Here is a 22,384-nt window from a genome sequence, read left to right as displayed (position 1 = left end):
GCTGGAGATCCCCAACGCAAGAGGAGACAAAGTCGATGAAGGTCACACCTGCCACCCGGTTTGTGGCTCTGCTTCTCGTGGCCCTACTGATCCTCAGCATCGGTGCCGGAGCCTTCTCGAGCTTCATGTAGGGGCCCAATGCCCACCGCGCCCAGACGTCACCCGGTCGCGGTGTGAGGTCTCAGCCGCCGACAGTGTCGTAGAGTTTACGGGAGCAAACTGACTGCACAGGAGTGTGAGCCTTGAGTGATACGACCCACACTAACCGGGAGGCCCAGCGTGCCGCCTATGGCGAGCCGTTGAATGAGACGTTCGATCGAATCAGGCAGGCCCTCGGACTCAACCAAGCTAGCCTGGCAGACATCATCGGGTTGTCCGCGCCCATGCTCTCGCAGCTGAACAGTGCCCAGCGGGTAAAAATTGGCAATCCCGCGGTGCTCTCTCGTGTCCATCAACTCATTGAGCTGGTCGAGCAGCTCAACGCCGGACACGTCCAGAGCCACGATATCCCCGCCCAGCTGGAGCACATCAAAAGTTCCCAGGGTTCGATGGGGTGGACCACCCAGCCGATGACGGATCAGGCCTCCGATGCGGCAGTCGTGGCAGGAATGCGCAGTCTTCTGAGTGCCGTCGCTTCGGCTGCTGAGCTCCGAGAAGCGGCCGATCTGCTGGAAGCTTCCCACCCGAAGTTGGCTGAGGTTCTGCGCGTCTATGGCACTGGACCGGTCCATTCGGCAGTTGAACACTTTGATGAACTCAAAGACCTGTTCTGAGATCTGCTCCGAGACCGGTACCATGTATTGCGCGCTTAGAGCGCACAGTCCGCCATGGTGTAAAGGCAGCACATCGGTTTTTGGTACCGGTAGTCTAGGTTCGAGTCCTAGTGGCGGAGCTTGATGACAACTGAGAGCAGGAGTGCCCGCGTGTCAGACACCGATGTCCGCCCCGTAGCAGTCATTGTGCTAGCGGCCGGGGCCGGGACGCGTATGAAGTCACGAACTCCGAAAATTCTCCACCCGCTCGGTGGGCTCTCCATGATCGGTCATGCGCTGGCTGCCGCGCGTGCCCTGAACCCACACCACCTCGTGGCGGTCGTGCGGCACCAGCGTGAGAAGGTTGCCGAGCACATCACCGCTCATGATCCGGAAGTCCTCCTCGCCGACCAGGACGAAGTTCCCGGCACAGGACGGGCCGTCGAATGCGGGCTCGAGGCGCTCGCTGCACGCGGCATTTCCACCGACACCGGAACAGTGGTGGTCTCCTACGGAGATGTCCCGCTGCTCACCCCGGAGCTGTTGGGCGAGCTGGTCTCGGAACACCAGGCTGCCGGCAACGCTGCGACAGTCCTCACCACCACATTGGAAGACCCCAGCGGATATGGCCGCGTGCTGCGGTCTGGCGATCAGGTGGTGGGAATTGTTGAGCAGAAGGACGCCGATGAAACTCAGCGCCAGGTCAAAGAGATAAATTCGGGGATTTACGCATTCGACGCAGGAGCCCTCACCGAGGCCCTAGCTCAGGTCTCCACGGAGAATGCTCAGGGCGAAAAGTACCTCACGGATGTGCTCTCCCTGGCAAGGGCGTCCGGCCGTCGGGTCTCGGCTTTGGTGACCGAAGACCGCTGGCAAGTCGAAGGCGCCAACGACCGGGTTCAGCTCCAAGCGCTTGGCGCTGAGCTGAACCGGCGGACGATCTTCGCAGCCATGCGCGCAGGAACGACGATCATTGACCCTGCCACGACCTGGATTGACTCCACTGTCACTCTCGATGAGGACACCACCGTGCTGCCTGGAACTCAGCTGCACGGTAAGACTCATGTCTCCCGCGATGCCGTGGTGGGCCCGGATACCACCCTGCGCGATGTGACAGTCGGAGAAGGCGCCCAGGTGATACGCACCCACGCGACCGGCGCACGTATCGGTCCAGGCGGCGTCGTCGGGCCTTTCAGCTATCTGCGCCCGGGCACAGTCCTCGGCGAGGACGCCAAGATCGGCGCGTTCTACGAGACGAAGAACGTCACAGTTGGCCGCGGCTCCAAGCTCTCCCATCTGGGTTACGCCGGGGATACCACTATCGGTGACTACACGAATATCGGCTGCGGCAACATCACAGCCAACTACGATGGGGAACATAAGCACCGCACAGTGATCGGATCGCATGTCCGCACCAGCTCCAACACGGTGTTTGTGGCCCCGGTCGAGATCGGCGACGGCGCCTATACCGGAGCAGGTGCCGTGGTGCGCAAAAACGTGCCTCCGGGAGCGCTCGCCCTGTCGGTGGCCCCGCAGCGCAACGCTGAGGGTTGGGTTCAGGCCAAACGGCCCGGCTCAGCCGCAGCGCAGGCGGCAGACGATGCACAGAAGAACGACGACGCCCCCACCGCCACGGACTGAAAGTAGGAACACCCGAGCATGGACGAAATCAGGCAAAGCACTGAGAAGACGATGGTCATTGCTTCGGGGAGGGCACATCCGGAGCTGGCGCAGGAGATCGTCGAAGAGTTGGGCACCCAACTGCTTCCGATGAGCGCCTACGACTTCGCCAACGGAGAGATCTACGTGCGCTCCTCTGACTCAGTCCGCGGGAAGGACGTCTTTCTGCTGCAGTCTCACCCGGCGCCGCTGAACAAGTGGCTTATGGAGCAGCTGCTCATGATCGATTCCATGAAGCGCGCCTCGGCCAAGCGGATCACGGTCGTCTCCCCGTTCTACCCCTACTCACGTCAAGACAAGAAGGGCCGCGGCCGTGAACCCATCTCCGCCCGGCTGGTTGCCGACCTCTACAAGGCCTCAGGTGCCGATCGCATTATGAGCGTAGATCTGCACACGGATCAGATCCAGGGATTCTTCGACGGGCCGGTGGACCACCTGTTCGGTATCCCGCTTCTTGCTGATCACATTCGTCAGCAGGTGGCAGGCGAGGACGTCACCGTCGTGTCCCCGGACACCGGACGAGTCCGAGTAGCTGAACGGTGGGCTGACCGCCTGGGTGGGGTCCCGTTGGCCTTCGTGCATAAGACGCGTGATCTCACTCAGCCAAATAGGGCCGAGTCCAAGCAGGTCGTCGGGGAGATCGAAGGGCGCACCTGTGTGTTGATCGACGACATGATTGACACCGGGGGAACTATCGCCGGGGCTGTGTCAATTCTCAAGGATGCTGGGGCAAAGAGCGTCATCATCGCGGCGACTCATGCGATCCTCACTGCACCGGCAACGGAGAAGCTTTCTAACTGCGGAGCACGTGAGGTGGTGGTGACCAACACGCTTCCCATACCAGCAGAAAAGCGTTTCGAGCAGCTGACTGTGCTGTCTATCGCCCCGATTCTTGCCCGAGCGATCAACGAAGTCTTCACCGACGGCTCGGTCACCACTCTTTTCGACGGCGAGGCGTAGTCCCGCACAGGGTGTAGACTAAGTCGCTGTGCCCAGGCGAGGGGGCTGACGTCTAATATGATGCCAGTCCCGTGATCGACGGGGTGAGTTCTTTCTGCCGGTTGCTTGACGCGCCGCCGATCTCTCTCCTTCTCATCAGCCTGGCGAAACGACCACAACTGTTGAAGGATTCCCAATGGCTGACAAGATTCTCATTTCCGCTGAAGTGCGCACCGAGTTCGGTAAGGGCGCAGCCCGCCGTGCCCGTCGCGCCGATCAGATTCCCGCTGTGATCTATGGTCACGGTGACGATCCACGTCACGTGGTGCTTCCTGGCCACCAGACTGCACTTGCGGTGCGTAACCCCAACGCTCTGATCACTCTTGACATTGAGGGTGACGAGCAGATGGTGGTGCCCAAAGATATCCAGCGTGACCCGATCAAGCCGTTCATTGTGCACATGGACCTGCTGGCCGTGCGTAAGGGCGAGAAGATCGTCGTGGACGTGCCGGTGGAGGTTCTGGGCGAACCAGCCGAAGGCTTCGAGTTCATGCTCGACCAGCCCACTGTTCCTGTCGAGGCCGATGCACTGAACCTGCCTGACTCCGTCAGCATCGACATCACCGACCGCGATGAGAACGCTCTGCCGGACTCGCTTGTCCTGCCTGCTGACGCAGAACTGGCGCTGACAGACCTCGAGTCCCCGATCGTCTCCATCTACGAGCCGCAGGAGCAGCCGCTGGAGGACGAGGACGCCGAAGCAGCAGAGGGCGAAGACGGTGCTGAAGGTGAAGAAGCACAGTCCGGTGAGGCCGAGGGTGACGACTCCGAGTGATCCCCACGTCCTTTGTGGCTTAGCCTGTCTCTATGGCAGATAACACGTGGCTGGTAGCGGGTCTTGGGAATCCTGGGACCCGCTACCAGGGTACTCGGCACAATATTGGTCAAGTGGTCCTCGACGAGCTCCTGGAGCGGATGGGTGCCCGCTATACGCGGACCAAGGTCGGGGCGAAGGCCGTAGGTGCTCGTCTAGGCGATGGCGGCCCCAAAGTGGTCTTCGCGATCTCGGAGGGCTATATGAATGTTTCAGGCCAGCCCATTCGGAAAGTGATGGACTACTTCTCTGTGCCAGCGCATCAGTTGGTGGTCGTTCATGACGAGCTTGACCTGGACTTCGGGCGGCTGAAACTCAAACGTGGTGGATCCGAGGGCGGGCACAATGGCTTGAAGTCCATCACCCAGCACCTCGGGGGAGACCGGGAGTACATCCGTGTGCGGGTAGGTGTCGGTCGCCCTCCCGGACGTATGGACACAGCGGCCTATGTGCTGCAGAACTACTCTGACAGGGAGATGAAAGAGCTCCCTGAAATCGTCGGAAGAGCTGCCGACGCTGTGGAGTCCGTCCTGCTTGAGGACCTCCCCACAGCGCAGAACAAGTTCCACTAGCCTGTGATTGGTCGGAAATCAGCGAGTTGTTGGGATATCAGGACCCTATGGGCAGCCTAAGTTCCAACAGCGCACTGACATCCGCAGTGGATGCGGCAGGACGCGATCATCCCTGTGAGTCGATGAACTTACTGACCTCGTTGGCCTGCAGCTCGATGAACTTGGCCATATAGGGCTCGGCCTGAGCCTTCAGCTTTTTGCCTATCAGCGGGATCTTCACATCCACATCCCCCCGCACCGTCGCGAGAGTCTCCGATTCACTGCGCGAATGCAGGTTCTGCGAGCCGATCGCCTTCACCGGAGCGTTAGCTACGTTGACCAGGGTGTCCGAGCGGCGTGATCCGCTGGCGTCCGGGGCGCCCCAAGTGTCGGTGATGTTCACCGTGACTGGGCCCTTTATGACTTTGCGTGCAATATCAGGCAGCTTCTCCGCGCCCATTGCCTGAACTGAGCTGATCACCACAGTGCCGTCTTCAGATCTGGTCACTTCGAAGCTCTTGAGCTCCGAACCGACTTTGGAGGCCAGGTGCTTGTGGAACTCTTCTGTCGTGTACGCCTGAACGATGTTCTCGACCGAGTGGGGGATCACTTTTTCAGCTTCGATGGCCACAGTTGCTCCTTGGCATTGAGAGGGCGCCTACATTGCTCTGTCATCCTAACGGCACATTGAGACTGAGACCGTGTCCTCGTCGGCGTTCCCGTGTGCTGGGCACTGAGTAGTATATGGCGGGTGACCTTCCTGAGTATCATCTTGCTGATCAGTGGTTTTGTCCTCCTCGTCTTGGGAGGTGAAGCGCTGGTCCGCGGTGCTGCATCCCTGGGGAAGACGGTCGGACTGTCCTCACTGATCATTGGCCTGACTGTGGTGGCGTTCGCCACCTCAACCCCAGAGCTGGCGGTCAGCATGGGCGCCGCCTTCAGCGGATCGCCCGGGTTAGCTGTGGGGAATGTGGTCGGGTCGAATATCGCCAACATCCTTTTCGTGATGGGCCTGACTGCGATCTTCGGCGCCCTGCTGGTCAAAGTCCAGCTCATCAAAGCAGATATCCCCATTATGATCGGGTTCTCAGTCTTAGCTCTGCTGCTGGCGCTCGACGGCGGTTTCTCCCTGCTTGACGGGGTCGTGATGCTCAGCCTGCTCGTGGTCTACCTCGTGGGAACCATCTGGTACGCCCGCCGGAGAGTGGCACAGGGGGAAGACCCGCAGCTCGGAGTTGAAGGCATCCTCGATCAAGGCGCCGGGCGACTCACCTCCCGGTTGCGGTCCACCACACTGAGATCCACCACAGTGGACACCATCCTGATAGCTGTGGGTGTGGTCATGCTGGTGATCGGTGCTCAATTTCTTGTCAGTTCAGCAACCAGCATCGCAGCCGCACTGGGGGTCAGCGATCTGATCATCGGCTTGACCGTTGTGGCCATAGGCACATCTCTGCCAGAACTTGCCACATCCGTCATTGCCGCAGTGCGGGGCGAACGCGATATGGCCGTGGGCAACCTCGTAGGCTCCAACATCTTCAACATCGGCGCAGTGCTGGGACTGACCAGCATCGTCTCGCCCACCGGAATCGATGTGGACCAGGCTGCTGTGTATTTCGACCTGCCAGTCATGCTCGCCGTTGCGCTGGTACTGCTGCCTTTGGCGTTCACCGGTCAGGCGATCGCCCGCTGGGAGGGATTTGTATTGGCAGGCATGTACCTGGCCTATGTGGCGTATCTTGTGCTGGCTGCCGCCGATCATGAGGCGCTGGGCCCGTTCAGCGCCGCGATGCTGTGGTTCGTGGTGCCGTTGACAGTCCTCTGGGTGAGTACTCTGGCGGTTTACGAGCTCGGCATACACCTGCGCAGAAGAGCGAAACCAGCCGCCTAGGCCCCCACCACGTACCATCGGTGTATGCGTCTGGATTGTCTTGGTCAGGTCTGCGGTCTCAGCCTCATAGGACTTCTCACACTGACATCTTGCGGTGGTGGCGAGGACCCTCGTTCGACAGTCACGTACGAACCAGCTTCACTCAGTGAGGCTGAGGCGCTCACTGACGTGGTCAATGCCACTACTCGGTTCGGCGCCGAGTCTCTGTCTGAGCTGGCCCAGAGCCAGAATACGGTGGTTTCCCCGGCCTCGATTCTTCTGGGCTTGGCCATGCTCGCTGAAGGCGCCCAAGGTCCAGCCGCTGAGGAGCTGGACGGATTGTTAGGTGCTGCTGGGGCGGAGCGAACTGCCGCGTTCAGCGCCCTGCAGGCGGCAGTTCTGGAGTACGACGGGGACCCAGCGCTCGTGCAGGCGGACGAGCTTCCGGAGACGCCTGTCCTTCATCTTGCGAACCAGTTGGTACTGGCCGACTCGACTTCGCCGGATGGTGAATTTATCGATGTGCTCGCTGCCTCCTTCGACGCTGGGGTTGTGACCACCGACTTCGGGGCAGCGGATTCGCAGCGGCTCTTGGATGAGTGGGTGAATGAGCACACTGGCGGGTTGATAGAGGAGTCTGCTGTGGAGACGCCTAACGCAGACCTGATCTTCGTCCTGCAGAACGCGATTCTCATGGCAGCACGGTGGCAGACGCAGTTCGATCCCGCCGATACCGCCGAAAGGGAGTTCACCACCATCGATGGGGACACTGTCGAGGCGGAGACTATGCAGCAGACTCTCGAAGCCGAGTACATGGAGTACGACGACACCCAGGTCATTCGGTTGCCCTATGCCGAGGCATTTGCCATGGATGTAGTACTGCCGCCGGAGGGATCGGCTCCTACGGACTTTACCGATCAGGACTGGGCTGCGGTGGACGCCGCTTTTGCAAGTCAGGAGCGCACCATGGTCGAGCTGGCACTGCCTGCTGTTGATCTGCAAACTGGTGAAGATCTCGTCGCCCTATTGCAGGATTTGGGCGGGCCAGAGACGGTGGCGGGCAACGACCTGTCGCTGATCGACCCTGCGGTGGAAATCGATCAGCTGGCCCACCAAGCGGTGCTCACCGTTGATGAGGAAGGGACAGTGGCTGCCGCAGTCACGGAGATCGCTGGCGTTACGTCGGCACCTGTGGACCCACCGGAGGCTGTGGAGATGACAGTCGACCGGCCGTTCGCCCTCAGAATCGTGCATGAGGAAACCAACTGGCCGCTGTTCATGGCTGCCATCTTTGATCCCACTGAGGATTAACTCTCGGCGCGGTGAACCGCACCACCGCTGCCCAGAGCAGCACTGCCGTCAGCAGCACTGCCTAGGGCAGAGAAAGTAAGCGTTTGCCCTGTCCACAGACAACAGTGGACCCTATGAGCGAAGAGAATATGGGCAGGTATATGACCGCCCACACCCACGAAGAGTTAGCCCACCGGCGAGTACTGATGCTGGACGCAGCTCTGGAGGATCACAATGCCTCCTGGCTGATGAGCAAACTGCTCACTATGGCCGCTGACACTCCGACCCAGGGCATCTGGCTGTGGATCAACTCACCCGGCGGTTCTGTTCCGGCCATGCTTGCCATACGCGATGTCATCCGCACCATCCCCAACCAGGTTTCCACGCTGGCACTGGGTATGGCAGCGAGCGCAGGACAGTTCCTCCTCTCTGGCGGCACTCGCGGACGGCGCTTCGCGCTGCCGCATGCCAAAGTGCTGCTCCACCAGGGATCGGCGGGCATTGGAGGCACAGCGGCAGATGTGGAGCTGGCGGCGGAGGAACTTCGGGACATGCGCAATACGGTGCTCAGCATCGTCGCCGCAGACACCGGCCAGCCCATAGACCGGGTTTTTGAAGACTCACTGCGCGACCGGTGGTTCACCGCTGAGCAAGCTCAGCAGTACGGCTTCATCGATCACATCGTATCGAGTTTCGCCGATATCTCACCCAAAATGCCGCGGCACGCAGTGGGTCTGACAACAGCAACGGAGAAGACGACGTCGTCCGGCAAAGGAGACCAGTGGTGAGCAGCTATACGATTCCCAACGTCATCACCAGAGATATCCGAGGCGAACGCGTCATGGACGTCTATTCGCAGCTGCTGTCGCAGCGGATCATCTACCTGGGCACGGCCATCGACTCCGGGGTGGCCAATGTGGTCATCGCCCAACTGCTGCACCTGGAGGCCGAGTCGGCGGAGAGCCAGGTGAATCTCTACATCAACTGTGAAGGAGGTGACCCCTCAGCAATGATGGCGATCTACGACACGATGCAGTACATCGCCGCGCCGGTTGCCACCACGTGCGTAGGACAGGCATTCGCCGCGGGAGCAGTTCTGCTCGCCGGTGGAGAGGCTGGACGTCGGACAGTGCTGCCGCATACCCGGATCGTGCTGCACCAGCCGGCCATGAACAGTGGGCGGGCCTCGATCCCAGACCTCATTCTGCACGCCGATGAGCTGGTCAGGGTTCGCGGGGAGATCGAACAGGTACTTAGTTGGCACACAGGACAGAGCGTGACGACTCTGCGCGAAGACACCGCCAGGGACCGGGTATTTACTGCCCGGAACGCTGTTGACTACGGTCTGGCCGATGAGGTGCTCAAGGGGAGAACCGGAGTGTTCAGCACGACGAGTTAGGCCACCAGGGCAAGCTGAGCCCAGCTGTTGGAATCCGGCTGCAACAGCTGGTCAACATGTGTAGACGACGCGCTTCGCTGTAGTTCGTCAGCCACATGCGAGGTGAGATCTATCAGGGTGAGCCCGAGCGCCCCGGAGATCGCCGCAATCATTTCGGAGGAGGCTTCTTTGCGTCCCCGTTCCACCTCGGAGAGGTATTGCGGGGAGACGCCAGCCCTCGCGCCCAGCTCTGTGAGAGTGAGCCCCCGGCGCTTCCGCAGCCGGCGCAGGCGGGCCCCCAAGACTTCTCTCCACAGTGGTTGCGGGGTAAGGTGCTGCTCCCTGCGTGATTGCCGGTACTGGGCGAGCTCATCCATGGCCGCCACGATACAGAGAGTCCCGTTCCGGCGGCCACAACTTCTGCCTTGAGCAGAGAGCCATCACATCCGGTAGGCGGCTACACCCAGGGCGTGGGTGATCGCTGAGTCATCAGTCAGCTGCGCAGCCTGACGGGTCATCCCTTCGATCATTTCGCGCGGGTCGGGGTGGTCTCCCAATTCCGACAGGTAGGCCTGGTGAGCCTGTAGGGAGCGGATCGCCTTCTCCACTGGGTCACCGGAGACGTTAATAGCATGATCGGGCTCCCCATTGGGCACCAACAGCCATCGCGCGCCCCAGGGCTCCAAACCTTCGTCCTCACGCAGGTCGCGAAAGACCCAAGGGTTGTCGGCATCGCGAATCGCATCCATTGTGGCGATTCCGGCGGCGCGGTGATCGGCGTGGTTGAGCCCCCACTCGACGTACACATCCCATGGTTGAGTCAAGACAACCTCGGGTCGGAACCTGCGGATGTGGCGTGCGATGTGTTTCCGGGTGGGCAGGTCAGGTTGCAGCATGCCGTCGGGAAGGTCGAGCACAGTGAGGTCGCTGACTCCCACTTCCGAACAGGCTTCGCGCTGCTCTTCGATTCGCAGCGCAGCGGCCCGGTGAGGTTCGACACTGCGCATCCCTGCCTCGCCGGCTGTGAGGAGAAGGTAGGAGACTTCTACGCCCATCGCGGTCCACCGGGCAACTGCGGCTGAACCGCCGTACTCCATGTCATCAGGATGAGCTACCACGCAAAGCACTCTGGTGATCGCGCTGTCATCGAAGAGAGGTAAGAGGCTCATGGTTTCAGCATAGGGTGCCGTCGAAGCGTTGTCTCGTGAGGGGTTCACAGCGCGGGGTGAGCAGGCGTAGCCTGAAGCCATGTTGGTTGCTTTCTCCGTTGCGCCCACCACCACTGAGCACGACGACGCCTCGCTCACCAGAGCCGTTTCGGAAGCCGTCAAAGTGGTCAAAGAATCGGGACTGCCCTATGAGCTCAACTCCATGTTCACCATTGTGGAGGGGGAGTGGGATGAGGTCTTCGACGTCATCAAACGTGCGACCGAGACCGTGGTTGCGACCAGCCCTCGGGTGAGCCTCGTGGTGAAAGCCGATATCAGGCCTGGCCACACAGATCAGCTCACGGAGAAGGTGCAGCGGGTCAAATCCCAGCTCGGCGGGACCTAAACCCAGGCCGCAGGAGCTTAGTGCCCCGCAATGCGGCGGATGATGTCTGCCGCAGGATCAGTCGAGGCCTCGGCGAACCCGGTGCCGGCCCACAGATTCACAGCGCGGCTGTCCTCTTGGGCAGCGGCGGCTTTCCGCAAGGGATGAGTGAGATAGTGCACTGCTGGAAACCCTGAGGGGGCGGACGCGGTGAACTCTTCCGTGAACTCATTGCGCAGCGCACGCGCCGGTCTTCCCGAGAACGCCCGAGTCAGCACGGTGCCAGAATGATCTGCGTCAGCTAAAGCGCTCTTATGCGCGGTAATCGCTCCGCTCTCTGGGGACCGTAACAGTACAGTTCCCACCAGAACAGCTTCAGCACCCGCGGCGATGGCGTCCTGTGCCGCAGCGGGCGTTGCGATTCCGCCTGCAGCCCATATGGGCAATGTGGATTCGGCGCGAATTCTGCGAACCAGCTGCGGCGTCGTCGTCTTACCCAAGGGTTGATGTGGTGACCAAGTCCCTGAATGACCCCCGGCCTGATTCGACTGCACAATCAGGCCGTCCACACCGGCTTCCTGAGCTAGCGCTGCCTCTGTGCTGCTGGTGACGGTCTGCAGGACCCGTGAGCCCACTCTCTGCAGACTTGTGATGGCGTGGCTTTCCGGCAGCCCGAATGTCATGCTCACCACGGGGACTGGCTGCTGGATCAGCAGCTGCAGTTTCTCCTGCCAGGCATCGTCGTCCTCCTGAGGATTTTCGGGCAACTCCACACGATAGTGTCGAGCCCAGGTCTCCAGCCGAAGTCGGTAGCGCAGATACTCACTGGGGTCCACGAGGACAGGATTCGGCACAAAGAGGTTTACGCCGAACAGGGGCGCTGCTGCCCGGACCTGATCGATCTGTTCCGCCAACTTTGCTGCAGAGACGTAACCGCCGGCCAGGAACCCGATACCGCCGGCTGACCAGGTGGAGACCACCAGCTCTGGGGTGGTGGGTCCGCCTGCCATGGGCGCAGCGATAATAGGAGTCTGTGCGCCGAGTTCCGCGGCCAGGCCGGTGGCGCGCATCTGTTCACTCATGATCGGCATCCTACTGTGGAGCTCTGCAGGTTATGACTCCGTGCGGTCACTGCCTCAGAGTGTTCGCTTGTACCCCACGTGACTGGGGGTGTATCCGAGATTCTCATAGAATCGAAGAGCATCCGCCCGGTCGTTGTCGGAGGTGAGCTGCGCCAGCCGTGCACCGCGGTCGCGGCCGAACTGATGAATCCAGTCGAAGAAGGCCGAGCCTAAACCGCGGCCTCGCTCCCGCGCTGCCAGTCGCACCGCTTCGATGTGCAGCCTCATCGTTCCGCCTCGGACGAGGTATGGAATGAACGTCACTTGGGCAGTGCCGACGATGTCATCCTGCGCATTCCGCAGGACCAGCAGATATTGCTGCGGGTCAGCATCGACCTGGTGGAAGGCCTCAAGATATTGCTCTGCTGAGGCTGTTTCACGTTGCGCTCCGAGGGGGTCGTCCCTGAGCAGCGCCACCAGCTGCGGAACATCGTCAGCTACGGCACGAGTCACCGAATACTCGGCATCGGCGACCATCAAAGTGTCCAGAAATGTCATCGGTATCACCCTCGCTTACGGCACCAGAGACTGTGTAATCAGTTCCGCGGCATCGTGGTCACCGTAAGTGGGTCTCCATGGGACACGGTGCCACACCAGCAGCAGGAGCTCTGGAGCCGGGCCGTGGACTTCAACGGTCTGCTCAGCGTCGCCGATGACGATCGGTTCGGCGTCGAGATCGGTTGCCGAGAAGGCCAGATTCTTCTGCAGGGGCGCCACCCTTTCAGCTCTCACCATCCGCGGGTACATCACATCGCGGACCTCCGCCACACCGTCGAAAGATAGTGCGGGATCCATCTGAAGCCTCTGTCCCAGGGCATGGCGCGCATCCCAGAGGTGTATCAGCGTTTCGTGCACCTGTCGGCGCTGCCAGAACAGTGCTGTCCGCTGGTCCTCAACCAACGTCCAGCAGGCAGCATCGGGACCTGCTAACGCCAGCTCCTTCCGCAGTGTTTCAGCTTCTGCGGCGTACCACTCGGAGAGCAGGTGCTCCGGCTCCGGCTGGTTCTGTGGCCGCTGCCTGGGGTCGGCGCCCTCCAGGATGCCAACTGTCCAGCGGTGAGTTCTCCCCAAGTGCACAGCGAGGTCCCGAAGATCCCATCCGGGGCAGGCCTGCACCGGAGAGGCGAGGACGGCGCTGTTCCGTTCAGCAGAGACGAGCACAGCCGCGAACTGTTCGGTCGCAGCTGCCAACTCATCAATCCAAGGTCTTCCGGTGGGACAGATCACATCACGAGCATACAACTCCACGCGCTGCGCATTACCGGTAATGTGAGGGAGGTCTTTTTCCCTGAGGCTGAACATGGTGAGGTATTTGACGTGTCACTGAAAGGTCTACGAGATGCGCTGGCGGCATCCTCGTCCTACGCGCGTGTGGTCTCAGCGGCCGCCCATCCTGCTGCCGAGCGCACCGATGAGCTGCAGATCGCCGCGACCTCGGGGTTGCGACCTGCCCTGATTGCTGAGGTTGCCGCCGGTTTGCGCAAGAACCACCACGACGCCGTGGTGCTCACCATCACTGCCACCGACCGTGAGGCAGAAGAACTCCAATCAGCGCTGAGTTGCTTCGCTCCGGATGCCGAAGTCGCGCACTTCCCCTCCTGGGAAACCCTGCCTCATGAGCGGCTCTCCCCACGGTCTGACACAGTAGGGCGGCGTCTGGGCATCCTTCGGCAGCTTGCACATCCTGAGCAGGCGGGGCACTTGGATGTGGTGATCGCGCCCATCAGGGCCGTCATCCAGCCCATCGTCGCGGGCTTGGGGGATCTCCAGCCAGTCACTCTGAACAAGGGTGAGTTCTACCAGTTCGATGATGTGGTCGCGCGGCTCTCCGGTGCCGCGTACAACCGGGTGGACATGGTGACGCGCCGCGGTGAGTTCGCCGTCCGTGGCGGCATCCTGGACATCTTCCCACCTAATGAGACCCACCCGGTACGCGTGGAGTTCTTCGGGGATGAAGTCGAACAGTTGCGTCACTTCTCGGTCGCTGACCAGCTGTCTATCGAATCCGATGATCCTCCAGGTGTGGTGCACGCGGTGCCCTGCCGGGAATTGCTGATCAGCGAGGACATTGCAGCTCGGGCTAAGAGTCTGATGAGCTCCATGCCGCATGCTGTCGACATGCTGGAGAAGATCAGCCAACACCAGGCGGTCGAAGGCATGGAGTCATTGACCCCGGTGCTGGTCGACTCGATGGTGCCGTTGGTTGCAGAGCTCCCTGAGGGATCGCTGGCCGTAGTGGTGGAGCCTGAGAAGGTGCGTACCCGCGCCCACGACTTAGCTGCGACGAATGAGGAGTTCATGGCTGCCGCCTGGCAAGCCAGCTCCGATGGTGCCTCAGCACCGATCGACATTACTGCTCGGGAACAATCATCCCTGGACACGGGGGCCTTCGCCTCCCTGACCGAAACCCGAGAAACGTCACTGGAGTTTGGTGTCGGTTGGTGGTCGATCACCTCTCTGGGGTTGGACTCGGAGCTCGAGCAGGACGCTGATATCGTCTCCCTCGACTCGCGGGAACCCATCGGCTACCGCGGCTCCGTGGAGCAGGTGATGGAGTTTTTGGCCACCCGGGCCAAGGACAAATGGTCAGTAGTCGTCACAACCGCCGGGTCCGGATCTGCCCAGCGTGTCGCGGAGCTGCTTACCGAGCATGACGTGCCGCACCAGCTCTCCGGAACGCTCGACGCCGCGCCCCAGCCAGGTCAGATCACCGTCACCACCGCGAACGTCTCCGAAGGTTTTGCACTGGACTCACTGCAGTTGGCGCTGCTGACGGAGTCAGAAATGCTCGGCCGGGCAATCCGCCAAGACTCCCGAGCGGGGAAGGGCCGAGCGACCCGCCGGAAGAAAAACCCGGTGGACCCGCTCTCTCTTGCCAAGGGTGACTTCGTGGTCCACGAACAGCACGGGATCGGTCAGTTCGTCGAGCTCATCCAGCGGCCCGTGGGATCTCCCCAGTCGATCCGCGCCGGGACCGCCGGTATGCGCGAGTACATGGTGCTGGACTACGCCGCATCAAAGCGCGGCGCTCCCAAAGACAGGCTTATGGTCCCCACCGACCAGCTGGACCAGGTTTCTCAGTATGTGGGCGGAGACGAGCCGAAGTTGTCCAAGATGGGCGGCTCCGATTGGTCAGCTACCAAACGAAAGGCACGCAAGGCGGTTAAGGAAATCGCTGCCGAGCTCATCAGGCTCTATGCGGCCCGGATGGCTTCGCGGGGTCATTCATACGCTTCTGACACACCTTGGCAGGCTGAGTTGGAAGACGCCTTCCCCTACGTCGAAACCCCAGATCAGCTCTCTGCTATGGACCAGGTCAAGGCAGATATGGAAGCTGAGGTCCCCATGGACCGGCTGATTTCTGGGGATGTGGGGTTCGGTAAGACGGAGATCGCCATACGCGCTGCCTTCAAGGCTGTGCAGGACGGCAAACAGGTAGCAGTGCTTGTGCCCACCACGCTGCTCGTCTCCCAGCACTATGAGACGTTCACCGAACGCTATGCAGGGTTCCCAGTCCGGGTCCGCGCACTTTCCCGCTTCCAGAGTCCCAAAGAGTCCAAAGAAGTCATGCTTGGGCTGCAGGAGGGGACCATCGATGTGGTCATCGGTACCCACCGCCTGCTGAGCAAGGATGTCCAGTTCAAGGACCTCGGACTGGTTGTCGTTGATGAAGAACAGCGGTTCGGTGTCGAGCACAAAGAGCAGCTGAAGAAGATGCGTACCAATGTCGATGTGCTTGCCATGACCGCAACTCCCATCCCCCGCACACTGGAGATGTCCCTGGCGGGTATCCGCGAGACCTCGGAACTGAACACCCCACCTGAGGAACGTCACCCTGTACTGACCTACGTGGGGCCCTACACTGATAAGCAGGTTTCGGCTGCCATCCGCCGTGAACTTATGCGCGAAGGTCAGGTCTTCTTCGTGCACAACCGGGTCGCCGATATTGACCGTGTGGCCGCACGCATCCGCGAGTTGGTGCCCGAGGCCAGGGTGGAGGTCGCCCATGGGCAGATGGGTGAGACTCAACTGGAGCAGATCGTTCAGGACTTCTGGGAACGGCGATTCGATGTACTGGTCTCCACCACCATCATCGAAACCGGTTTGGACATCTCCAATGCCAATACGTTAATCGTCGACCGAGCTAGCGCATTCGGGCTCAGCCAGTTGCACCAGCTGCGCGGACGAGTCGGCCGTTCCCGGGAGCGTGCCTACGCCTACTTCCTGTACCCCGCTGAGAAGCCGCTGGGTGAGGACGCTTTGGAACGGCTCAAAGCAGTCGCGGCACATAATGAGCTGGGCGCCGGCTTCCAACTGGCCAAGAAGGACCTCCAGCTTCGCGGTGCCGGAAACCTTTTGGGAGGAGAACAGTCCGGACACATAGAAGGTGTTGGGTTCGACCTCTATCTGCGCATGGTCGGAGAGGCAGTGGCCGATTTCCGCGGCGAAGAGGACACTCACCCGGAAGAGGTCAAGATTGAGCTGCCCATCAACGCTCACCTACCGGGGGTCTATGTTCCCTCGGAGCCCCTCCGGCTAGAAGGTTACCGGAAGCTGGCGGCGGCGGACACGGAGGACAAAGTCCAAGAGGTGGTGGCCGAGTGGACGGATCGCTACGGAGAGCTGCCGGCGGCGGCGCTGAACCTCGTGGAGGTCACCCGCTTCCGCAACCGGGTCCGCGCTGTGGGCATCACTGATGTTGGAGCACAGGGTAAGTTCATTCGGTTCGCGCCAGTGGCAGAACTGCCGGAGTCACGGCAGCTGCGGATGGAGCGGATGTTCACAGGTCAGCACAAGGCGTCGATGCAACAGGTTCTGCTCACCAAGCCCACCACCAAGCGGATCGGAGGCGAGGACCTTACCGACGGCGCCCTGCTGGAGTGGCTGAATCAGGTCTACGACGCCTTGTTCGCACCTACTGCATAAGGAGACGGTTCAGCGCTGATCAGAAGGCTGGCGTTCTCCCCGAGGAGCAGCCGACTCGGCCTCCCTGGAAGCCATGGCGTCGAGCGGTTCACCGTGCTCACCATGGAGGTCCTGCGTTTCCAGGGTGTCGGAGACTCCGATCACTTCCTTAGCGATCAGGAAAGCCCCGGTGTACAGCGCCAGGAAGGCCAGCCCAGGCCACCATGCTGCATCGAGGTCCCAGAAATTGAGTGCCACCATCGAACCCAGCAGAAGGCCGAACACGAAGAGGAAGGCAACCAGGTTGCCGAGGAAGTGTCCCTGTCCGGAGTAGGCCTTGACCTGGCCGCGAGCGTCAATCATGCGATCCCTCTACTGTGCAGTGGTGTCCACCGGCGATGTCGCTACTAATAGCCGTCACCGGTGCTGGAATTTTCTGCTCCCACAATATCAAGAGACGAGCTGGCCCCGATCCGTGTTGCCCCAGCTCGGACTACAGCCACGGCGTCGTGATAGGTTCGCACACCGCCGGAGGCCTTAATGCCGAGCCGCCCTCCGACTTCACGGTGCATCAGGGCGATGTCCTCGACCGTCGCGCCACCGCCGGCGAAACCGGTGGAGGTCTTCACGAACTCGGCCCCTGCGGCCTCAGCCGCGCGGCAGACCAGAACCTTGGCCTCGTCTGTCAGCAAGGCAGTCTCGAGGATCACTTTGAGCAGAGCTCCTCCCGCGTGGGCAGCCGCCGCAATCGCGGCAATCTGGGCGACTACGGCGTCGTCGGCCCCAGCGTTGGCATCTGCGATGTCCACGACCATGTCGATTTCTTCGGCCCCAGCGGCCACCGCCTCCTGAGTTTCGAAGACCTTCTGCGCTGTGGTCGTCGCCCCCAGCGGGAACCCCACCACCGTGCAGGTCTTCACCGCGGTGCCGACCAGCCCTTGAGCTGTCAGAGCCACCCACTTGGGATTGATGCAGACCGCGGCAAACTTGTTCTCGATCGCTTCGGCGATCACCCGGCGCACGGTGGCCTCATCCGTATCGGGTTTCAGTACAGTGTGGTCGATGATGCCGGCCAAGCTGCCTGGTGTTGGAGTAGCACTCACAGGGTCAGTCCTTTCCCAGGATCTCTTGCATGGAGCTGCGCATACGTGTCAGGTGCGTCTCGGCCTCAGTGCGAGCAGCGGAAACAGCGCTTGAATCCTCTGACTCGGGAGCCGACACGGCCTCCAAATAGCATTTCACCTTCGGCTCCGTGCCGGAGGGTCGAACAATCACTCGATGGCCGGCAGCTGTCAGGTAGATCAGCGCATCGGTGGACTTTGCAGATGTGAACTCTTTGCCGGGCAGCGGCACTGACTGCAGGTCCAGTGAATCGACCACAGCATCCCCGGCGATTTCCGCAGGCGGCGCTTTGCGCAGCGCAGCAGTGACCTCACCGAGTTGGGACAGATCGTCCACCCGAATGGTCACCTGCCCGGTGGCATGGACTCCGGCTTCGGCGGCGATCTCATCGAGCGCCTCAATGGCGCTGGTGCCCTTGGCCTTGAGGTCAGCCATAAGCTCACTGAAGATCAACGCAGCCGAGACTCCGTCCTTGTCCCGGACATGAACCGGGTCCACGTCGAATCCGATGGCTTCCTCATAGCCGAAGATGATGTTCGGAACCCGGGCCAGCCATTTGAAACCTGTGAGAGTCTCTTCATGCCCCAGACCGCGGGACTCTGCGAGCTTGCCCAGAAGTCTGGAGGACACCACAGAGTTGCCGATGACCGGCTGGTCATCACCGTCCCTGGTCTGCCAACCGTCCCGCAGCGGGCCGCGTTCCAGAATGTGCCGACCCAGGAGGGCTCCGATCTCATCTCCGGAGAGTTGCCTCCACGACTGGGTGGTCGCATCGTAGACCGCCGCGGACAACCTGTCGGCGTCGGGATCATTGGCCAGCACCAGGTCTGCATCGTGGTCGCGAGCAGCTTTCAGCGCCAGGTCGAGTGCGCCGTCCTCTTCCGGGTTGGGGAAGTCCGCGGTGGGGAATGCAGCATCAGGCTCGAACTGCTCTTTGACGGCGACAACCTCAGCGAACCCGCCAGCCTCCAGCAGATCGGTGACAGCTTGGCCACCGACTCCGTGCATAGCTGTGTAGACAATGGTGATGTCTCGGTGGGGGTAGTTCTCCGGATCCAGCAGCTCCAGCGCCTCACGCTGATAGCTGTGCCTGGCGTGCTCTCCAATGGAGTTCACACCAGTCGGGCGGGTCACCTCAGTGGCGGGCAGAGCGGCTGGTGCCGCCGCATGGGGGGCGAAATCCTCTCCCACGACAGTTTCGATGGTCTGCGCAATCTCCTGATCCACCGGAGAGACGATCTGTGCGCCCACGCCGAGCCCATCGGGTTCGAGGTGCCGGGAGAGCCCACCGCCCAGATAGACCTTGTAGCCGTTGTCACGTGGCGGGTTGTGGCTAGCGGTGACCATCACCCCCACGTCTGCGTCCTGTACCAGTACTTGCCGAGCCAACAGGGGAGTGGGCCCCGGCTGATCGAACAGGTGGACGTCCCATCCTGCGTCACGGAAGATCTCTGCGGTGTCAAAAGCGAACTCATCGGACTGGTAGCGCGCATCAAACCCGATGACGATCCGGCGAGCTGAAGGAAGCTTCTCATTGGCGTACTTCAGCAGACCCACAGCCGTCTGACGGACCACCAGACGGTTCATGCGCAGCGGACCTGGCCCAAGCTCAGCTCGGAGTCCAGCGGTGCCGAATGCGAGGCGACCGGCGAACAGCCGTTCCAGCGAGTCGTAGGCTACCTGACCGCCGCCCTGGGCGTCCTCGAGCAGTTCGGTGAGTTCGGCGCGCGTGCCTGGGTCAGGGTCGAGTTCGATCCAACGCCCAACAGTCGTCAGCAACGTATCGCTGCGCAGCTCCGTCATGATCAGCCTTCCTCCAACGTCTTGTCGACAATCCCGGCCAACAAAGCAGCAATGCGTGGTGCGGCCGCCTGCCCCGATTCGATGACTTCCTCATGGCTCAGCGGCTGAGTCGAGATACCTGCGGCCAGGTTGGTGACCAAGGAGATGCCGAAGACCTCCATGCCGGCTGCGCGGGCCGCGATAGCTTCCAAGGCCGTCGACATTCCTACAAGATCCGCCCCGATGGTCTTCAGATAGCGGATTTCCGCTGGAGTCTCATAGTGCGGACCAGGCAGTTGGGCGTAGACCCCTTCTTCGAGTGCGGGGTCAATCTGCTGGGCTATTGCTCGGATACGCGGGGAGTAGAGGTCTGTCAGGTCCACGAAGTGAGCACCGCGCAGAGGTGAGTTTCCGGTGAGGTTCAGGTGGTCGCGAATCATCACCGGGGTGCCCGGGTTCCACTGGGGGTTCAGCCCTCCGCACCCGTTGGTGAGCACGACGACGCCGGCCCCAGCCGCAGCCGCTGTGCGCACCCCGTGTGCCACGGCATCGACACCGTGACCTTCGTAATAGTGCGTCCTGGCTCCGATCACCAACACATGCTTGCCGTTGGGTGTCCTGATGATTTTCAGTGATCCTGAGTGCCCGGGAACCCACGAGGTGCGGAACCCGGGGACATCCTGGGCGTCGATTTCTGTGACCAGTTCGCCCAGATGCCCTGCGGCCTCGCTCCAGCCGGAGCCGAGTGTGCAGGCAAGGTCGATTCGATCAGTTCCAGCGGCTTGCAGCAGGGTTCTGGCTGCGCTCTCCGCCTGCTGGTTCGGCAGACTGGTGGGGTCATTGGTGTGGTCGTCGCTGCTCATAGTCTCCAATCTACCGTGGGACACCGGTGCTGTTTCTGAGATGGACTACTTCTGCATGGCCCAGCGCAACGTGTCTAGGCCTAGGGCGCCTAGGTGGAGCAGTTCGGTGTGGAACGCGCGGAGATCGAAGTTCTCTCCGGCCTGGTGGGAGGCCCGCTCCCGGTTGGCACGGATCTGCTGGAAGACCCGCTGACCTACCTTGTAGCTCGGCGCCTGACCGGGCCAACCCAGGTACCGGGTCAGCTCGAACTCCAGCTGTGCCTCGGAGATTGGTAGGTGTTCTTGGAGGAACGCCCTGCCGTTGACGGGGTTCCACACCTGGGAGCCCCATTCGGCCGGCGCGCGGAAACCACAGTGCACGCCGATGTCGAACACCACTCGAGCAGCCCGCATCCTCTGCATATCCAACATTCCCATCCTGTCACCGGGGTCCTCCAGGTATCCCAGCTCAGCCATAAGATCCTCGGCATACAGCGCCCACCCTTCGGCGTAGCCGGAGGTGAAGCAGCCGTTGCGCCGCCACGAGTTGAGGCGGTCCTTGATGAGCACAGCAGTCGCGATCTGCAGGTGGTGACCGGGGACTCCTTCGTGATAGACCGTGGTGGTCTCTGCCCAGGTGGTGAACTCCGTATCCTCAGGCGGCACAGACCACCACATGCGGCCCGGGCGGGTGAAATCCTCAGAAGGTCCTGTGTAGTAGACGCCGCCGTCCGTAGTTGGTGCGATCCGACACTCCAGCAGATCAATGGGGGAGGGTATATCGAAGTGCGTATCTTTGAGGTCGGTGATGGCCTGATCGGACAGTCGCTGCATCCATCTCTGCAGTTCCTCAGTACCATGCAGCGTTCGGGCGGGATCGACGTTGAGCTTCTCTTTGGCCGCCGTGACGGAAGCTCCGGGGACGATCTTTTCGGCGAGGGCCTCTTGGGCAGCGACCAGGCGCCGCAACTCCTCAAGTCCCCACTGATAAGTCTCTTCCAAGTCCAGCGCGGTGCCGGTGAAGCTCTGCGAAACAAGCCGGTAGTAGTCAGTCCCCACAGCGTCGACTGCAGGTGCATGGGGCAGCAGATGTTCTGTGAGTTTCAGCGACAGATCAAGGTACGCCTGGCAGGCTCCGCTGACGCCACGGCGAACGTCATCAACCACGCTTTCGCTGACTCCTGCAGCCTGCGCGACTGTGACCAGTTGCTCCAATGCACCGCCTTCGGCGGCGTAGGAGGCGAATTGTCCTGCGGCCGCCTGCACCTGCCGTACGGCTGAGACGTTCCCTGAGCGTCGAGCGGCGCTGAGCGATTCCCAATAACCGGCGAGGGCACCGGGCAGATTCTTCAACCGGCCCGCGATGTTGGCAAAGTCCTCATCAGTGGATTGGGGCATCAGGTCCAGGATCTGGCGGGCCCCGTGGGCGGCAGTAGCAATGTTGTTGAGATCTTCTCGCCCGGTTTCATCCAGCGCTCTGAACAACGTGAGGCGCTCTCGCATTGCGTGCAGCGTGACTTCATCGGTGTGATCGACGGGCACCAGTTCGTCCAACTCACGCAGTGTGGCGGCGTCGAGTTCTGCTTTCTGCTGCTTACCTGCAGGGGAGTAGTCACCGTACTCAGTCTCCCTGCCGGGCATGCCGAGGTACGTCGCTTCTTCCGGCGAGAGCTTCAGAGTCTTCGCGTAGTACTGCTCAGCAAATGCGTCGACGGATGTGGGCTGGCGAGACTCAGTCATGGGGC

The 22,384-nt window shown here is 61.5% G+C and carries 22 protein-coding genes and 1 tRNA gene; 12 read left to right on the top strand and 11 right to left on the bottom strand.

The window, feature by feature from the left end; translation table 11 throughout:
* Window positions 1–242 precede the first annotated feature (242 nt).
* The 6 genes from FH975_RS04125 (at window position 243) to pth (ending at window position 4,817) form a co-directional block, all read left to right on the top strand.
* Window positions 243–773 carry a helix-turn-helix domain-containing protein gene (locus tag FH975_RS04125; protein ID WP_162320199.1) on the top strand — a complete coding sequence of 177 codons (531 nt, stop codon included), beginning with the start codon at window positions 243–245 and terminating at the stop codon, window positions 771–773.
* Window positions 774–821: 48 nt separating this feature from the next.
* Window positions 822–892 (top strand) — tRNA-Gln (locus tag FH975_RS04120).
* A 4-nt stretch (window positions 893–896) separates the two neighbouring features.
* Window positions 897–2,393 (top strand): bifunctional UDP-N-acetylglucosamine diphosphorylase/glucosamine-1-phosphate N-acetyltransferase GlmU, encoded by a 1,497-nt coding sequence (gene glmU, locus FH975_RS04115; RefSeq protein WP_162320198.1) that lies wholly within the window; start codon window positions 897–899, stop codon window positions 2,391–2,393.
* 18 nt (window positions 2,394–2,411) lie between these two features.
* Window positions 2,412–3,392, top strand: a complete 981-nt coding sequence (locus FH975_RS04110; RefSeq protein ID WP_162320197.1) for a ribose-phosphate diphosphokinase — start codon at window positions 2,412–2,414, stop codon at window positions 3,390–3,392.
* Between the two features lie 175 nt (window positions 3,393–3,567).
* Window positions 3,568–4,206 (top strand): 50S ribosomal protein L25/general stress protein Ctc, encoded by a 639-nt coding sequence (locus FH975_RS04105; RefSeq protein WP_162320196.1) that lies wholly within the window; start codon window positions 3,568–3,570, stop codon window positions 4,204–4,206.
* A gap of 32 nt (window positions 4,207–4,238) precedes the next feature.
* Window positions 4,239–4,817 carry an aminoacyl-tRNA hydrolase gene (gene pth / locus FH975_RS04100; protein WP_162320195.1) on the top strand — a complete coding sequence of 193 codons (579 nt, stop codon included), beginning with the start codon at window positions 4,239–4,241 and terminating at the stop codon, window positions 4,815–4,817.
* Between the two features lie 106 nt (window positions 4,818–4,923).
* Here pth and FH975_RS04095 read toward each other — a convergent pair whose 3' ends face one another.
* Window positions 4,924–5,427 (bottom strand): DUF2505 domain-containing protein, encoded by a 504-nt coding sequence (locus FH975_RS04095; RefSeq protein WP_162320194.1) that lies wholly within the window; start codon window positions 5,425–5,427, stop codon window positions 4,924–4,926.
* 120 nt (window positions 5,428–5,547) lie between these two features.
* Here FH975_RS04095 and FH975_RS04090 point away from each other — a divergent pair, with 120 nt between their 5' ends.
* The 4 genes from FH975_RS04090 to FH975_RS04075 all read left to right on the top strand — a co-directional run bounded on the left by FH975_RS04090 (window position 5,548) and on the right by FH975_RS04075 (window position 9,355).
* On the top strand, window positions 5,548–6,687 hold the full coding sequence (locus FH975_RS04090) for a calcium/sodium antiporter (RefSeq protein WP_162320193.1): 1,140 nt from the start codon (window positions 5,548–5,550) through the stop codon (window positions 6,685–6,687).
* Between the two features lie 24 nt (window positions 6,688–6,711).
* Window positions 6,712–7,977 carry a serpin family protein gene (locus FH975_RS04085; RefSeq protein ID WP_162320192.1) on the top strand — a complete coding sequence of 422 codons (1,266 nt, stop codon included), beginning with the start codon at window positions 6,712–6,714 and terminating at the stop codon, window positions 7,975–7,977.
* 113 nt (window positions 7,978–8,090) lie between these two features.
* A complete protein-coding gene (locus FH975_RS04080; RefSeq protein ID WP_162320191.1) occupies window positions 8,091–8,744 on the top strand; it encodes a ClpP family protease in 654 nt (217 codons plus the stop codon).
* Window positions 8,741–9,355, top strand: a complete 615-nt coding sequence (locus tag FH975_RS04075; RefSeq protein WP_162320190.1) for a ClpP family protease — start codon at window positions 8,741–8,743, stop codon at window positions 9,353–9,355. Before FH975_RS04080 ends, FH975_RS04075 begins: the two co-directional genes overlap by 4 nt.
* Here FH975_RS04075 and FH975_RS04070 read toward each other — a convergent pair.
* Together FH975_RS04070 and FH975_RS04065 are read right to left on the bottom strand one after the other, a co-directional pair.
* Window positions 9,352–9,711 carry a helix-turn-helix domain-containing protein gene (locus tag FH975_RS04070; protein WP_162320189.1) on the bottom strand — a complete coding sequence of 120 codons (360 nt, stop codon included), beginning with the start codon at window positions 9,709–9,711 and terminating at the stop codon, window positions 9,352–9,354. The two genes, FH975_RS04075 and FH975_RS04070, sit on opposite strands and share 4 nt — an antisense overlap.
* 63 nt (window positions 9,712–9,774) lie before the next feature.
* A complete protein-coding gene (locus FH975_RS04065; protein ID WP_162320188.1) occupies window positions 9,775–10,503 on the bottom strand; it encodes a PIG-L deacetylase family protein in 729 nt (242 codons plus the stop codon).
* A 79-nt stretch (window positions 10,504–10,582) separates the two neighbouring features.
* Here FH975_RS04065 and FH975_RS04060 point away from each other — a divergent pair, with 79 nt between their 5' ends.
* Window positions 10,583–10,888 (top strand): MTH1187 family thiamine-binding protein, encoded by a 306-nt coding sequence (locus FH975_RS04060; RefSeq protein WP_162320187.1) that lies wholly within the window; start codon window positions 10,583–10,585, stop codon window positions 10,886–10,888.
* 17 nt (window positions 10,889–10,905) lie between these two features.
* On the opposite strand, the gene FH975_RS04055 is transcribed toward FH975_RS04060, so the two are convergent.
* From FH975_RS04055 to FH975_RS04045, 3 genes are read right to left on the bottom strand one after another with little or no spacing between them, the layout of a single operon-like run.
* A complete protein-coding gene (locus FH975_RS04055) occupies window positions 10,906–11,949 on the bottom strand; it encodes an NAD(P)H-dependent flavin oxidoreductase (RefSeq protein WP_235928439.1) in 1,044 nt (347 codons plus the stop codon).
* A gap of 54 nt (window positions 11,950–12,003) precedes the next feature.
* Window positions 12,004–12,486 (bottom strand): GNAT family N-acetyltransferase, encoded by a 483-nt coding sequence (locus FH975_RS04050; protein WP_162320186.1) that lies wholly within the window; start codon window positions 12,484–12,486, stop codon window positions 12,004–12,006.
* A gap of 15 nt (window positions 12,487–12,501) precedes the next feature.
* A complete protein-coding gene (locus tag FH975_RS04045; protein WP_235928437.1) occupies window positions 12,502–13,290 on the bottom strand; it encodes a maleylpyruvate isomerase family mycothiol-dependent enzyme in 789 nt (262 codons plus the stop codon).
* Between the two features lie 15 nt (window positions 13,291–13,305).
* Between FH975_RS04045 and mfd the strand changes: the two genes are divergently transcribed.
* Window positions 13,306–16,914 (top strand): transcription-repair coupling factor, encoded by a 3,609-nt coding sequence (gene mfd, locus FH975_RS04040; protein ID WP_162320184.1) that lies wholly within the window; start codon window positions 13,306–13,308, stop codon window positions 16,912–16,914.
* A gap of 9 nt (window positions 16,915–16,923) precedes the next feature.
* On the opposite strand, the gene FH975_RS04035 is transcribed toward mfd, so the two are convergent.
* Genes FH975_RS04035 through FH975_RS04015 form a run of 5 tightly spaced genes read right to left on the bottom strand, consistent with a single transcriptional unit; the run spans window position 16,924 to window position 22,379 of the window.
* Window positions 16,924–17,256 carry a hypothetical protein gene (locus FH975_RS04035; protein WP_162320183.1) on the bottom strand — a complete coding sequence of 111 codons (333 nt, stop codon included), beginning with the start codon at window positions 17,254–17,256 and terminating at the stop codon, window positions 16,924–16,926.
* Between the two features lie 44 nt (window positions 17,257–17,300).
* Window positions 17,301–17,996: a deoxyribose-phosphate aldolase gene (gene deoC / locus FH975_RS04030; RefSeq protein ID WP_162320182.1), complete on the bottom strand. Its 696-nt coding sequence runs from the start codon at window positions 17,994–17,996 to the stop codon at window positions 17,301–17,303.
* Window positions 17,997–18,000: 4 nt separating this feature from the next.
* Complete coding sequence (locus FH975_RS04025) at window positions 18,001–19,818, bottom strand: phospho-sugar mutase (protein ID WP_162320181.1); 1,818 nt, start codon at window positions 19,816–19,818, stop codon at window positions 18,001–18,003.
* Between the two features lie 2 nt (window positions 19,819–19,820).
* Window positions 19,821–20,660, bottom strand: a complete 840-nt coding sequence (locus FH975_RS04020; protein WP_162320180.1) for a purine-nucleoside phosphorylase — start codon at window positions 20,658–20,660, stop codon at window positions 19,821–19,823.
* 45 nt (window positions 20,661–20,705) lie between these two features.
* Window positions 20,706–22,379, bottom strand: a complete 1,674-nt coding sequence (locus tag FH975_RS04015; RefSeq protein WP_162320179.1) for a DUF885 domain-containing protein — start codon at window positions 22,377–22,379, stop codon at window positions 20,706–20,708.
* Window positions 22,380–22,384: the final 5 nt, after the last annotated feature.

Origin of the sequence: Nesterenkonia haasae, from assembly GCF_010119385.1 — a bacterium.
GTDB lineage: Bacteria > Actinomycetota > Actinomycetes > Actinomycetales > Micrococcaceae > Nesterenkonia > Nesterenkonia haasae.
Note: the sequence above shows the minus strand (reverse complement) of the source record. Positions and strands in the feature narration are given on the sequence as shown.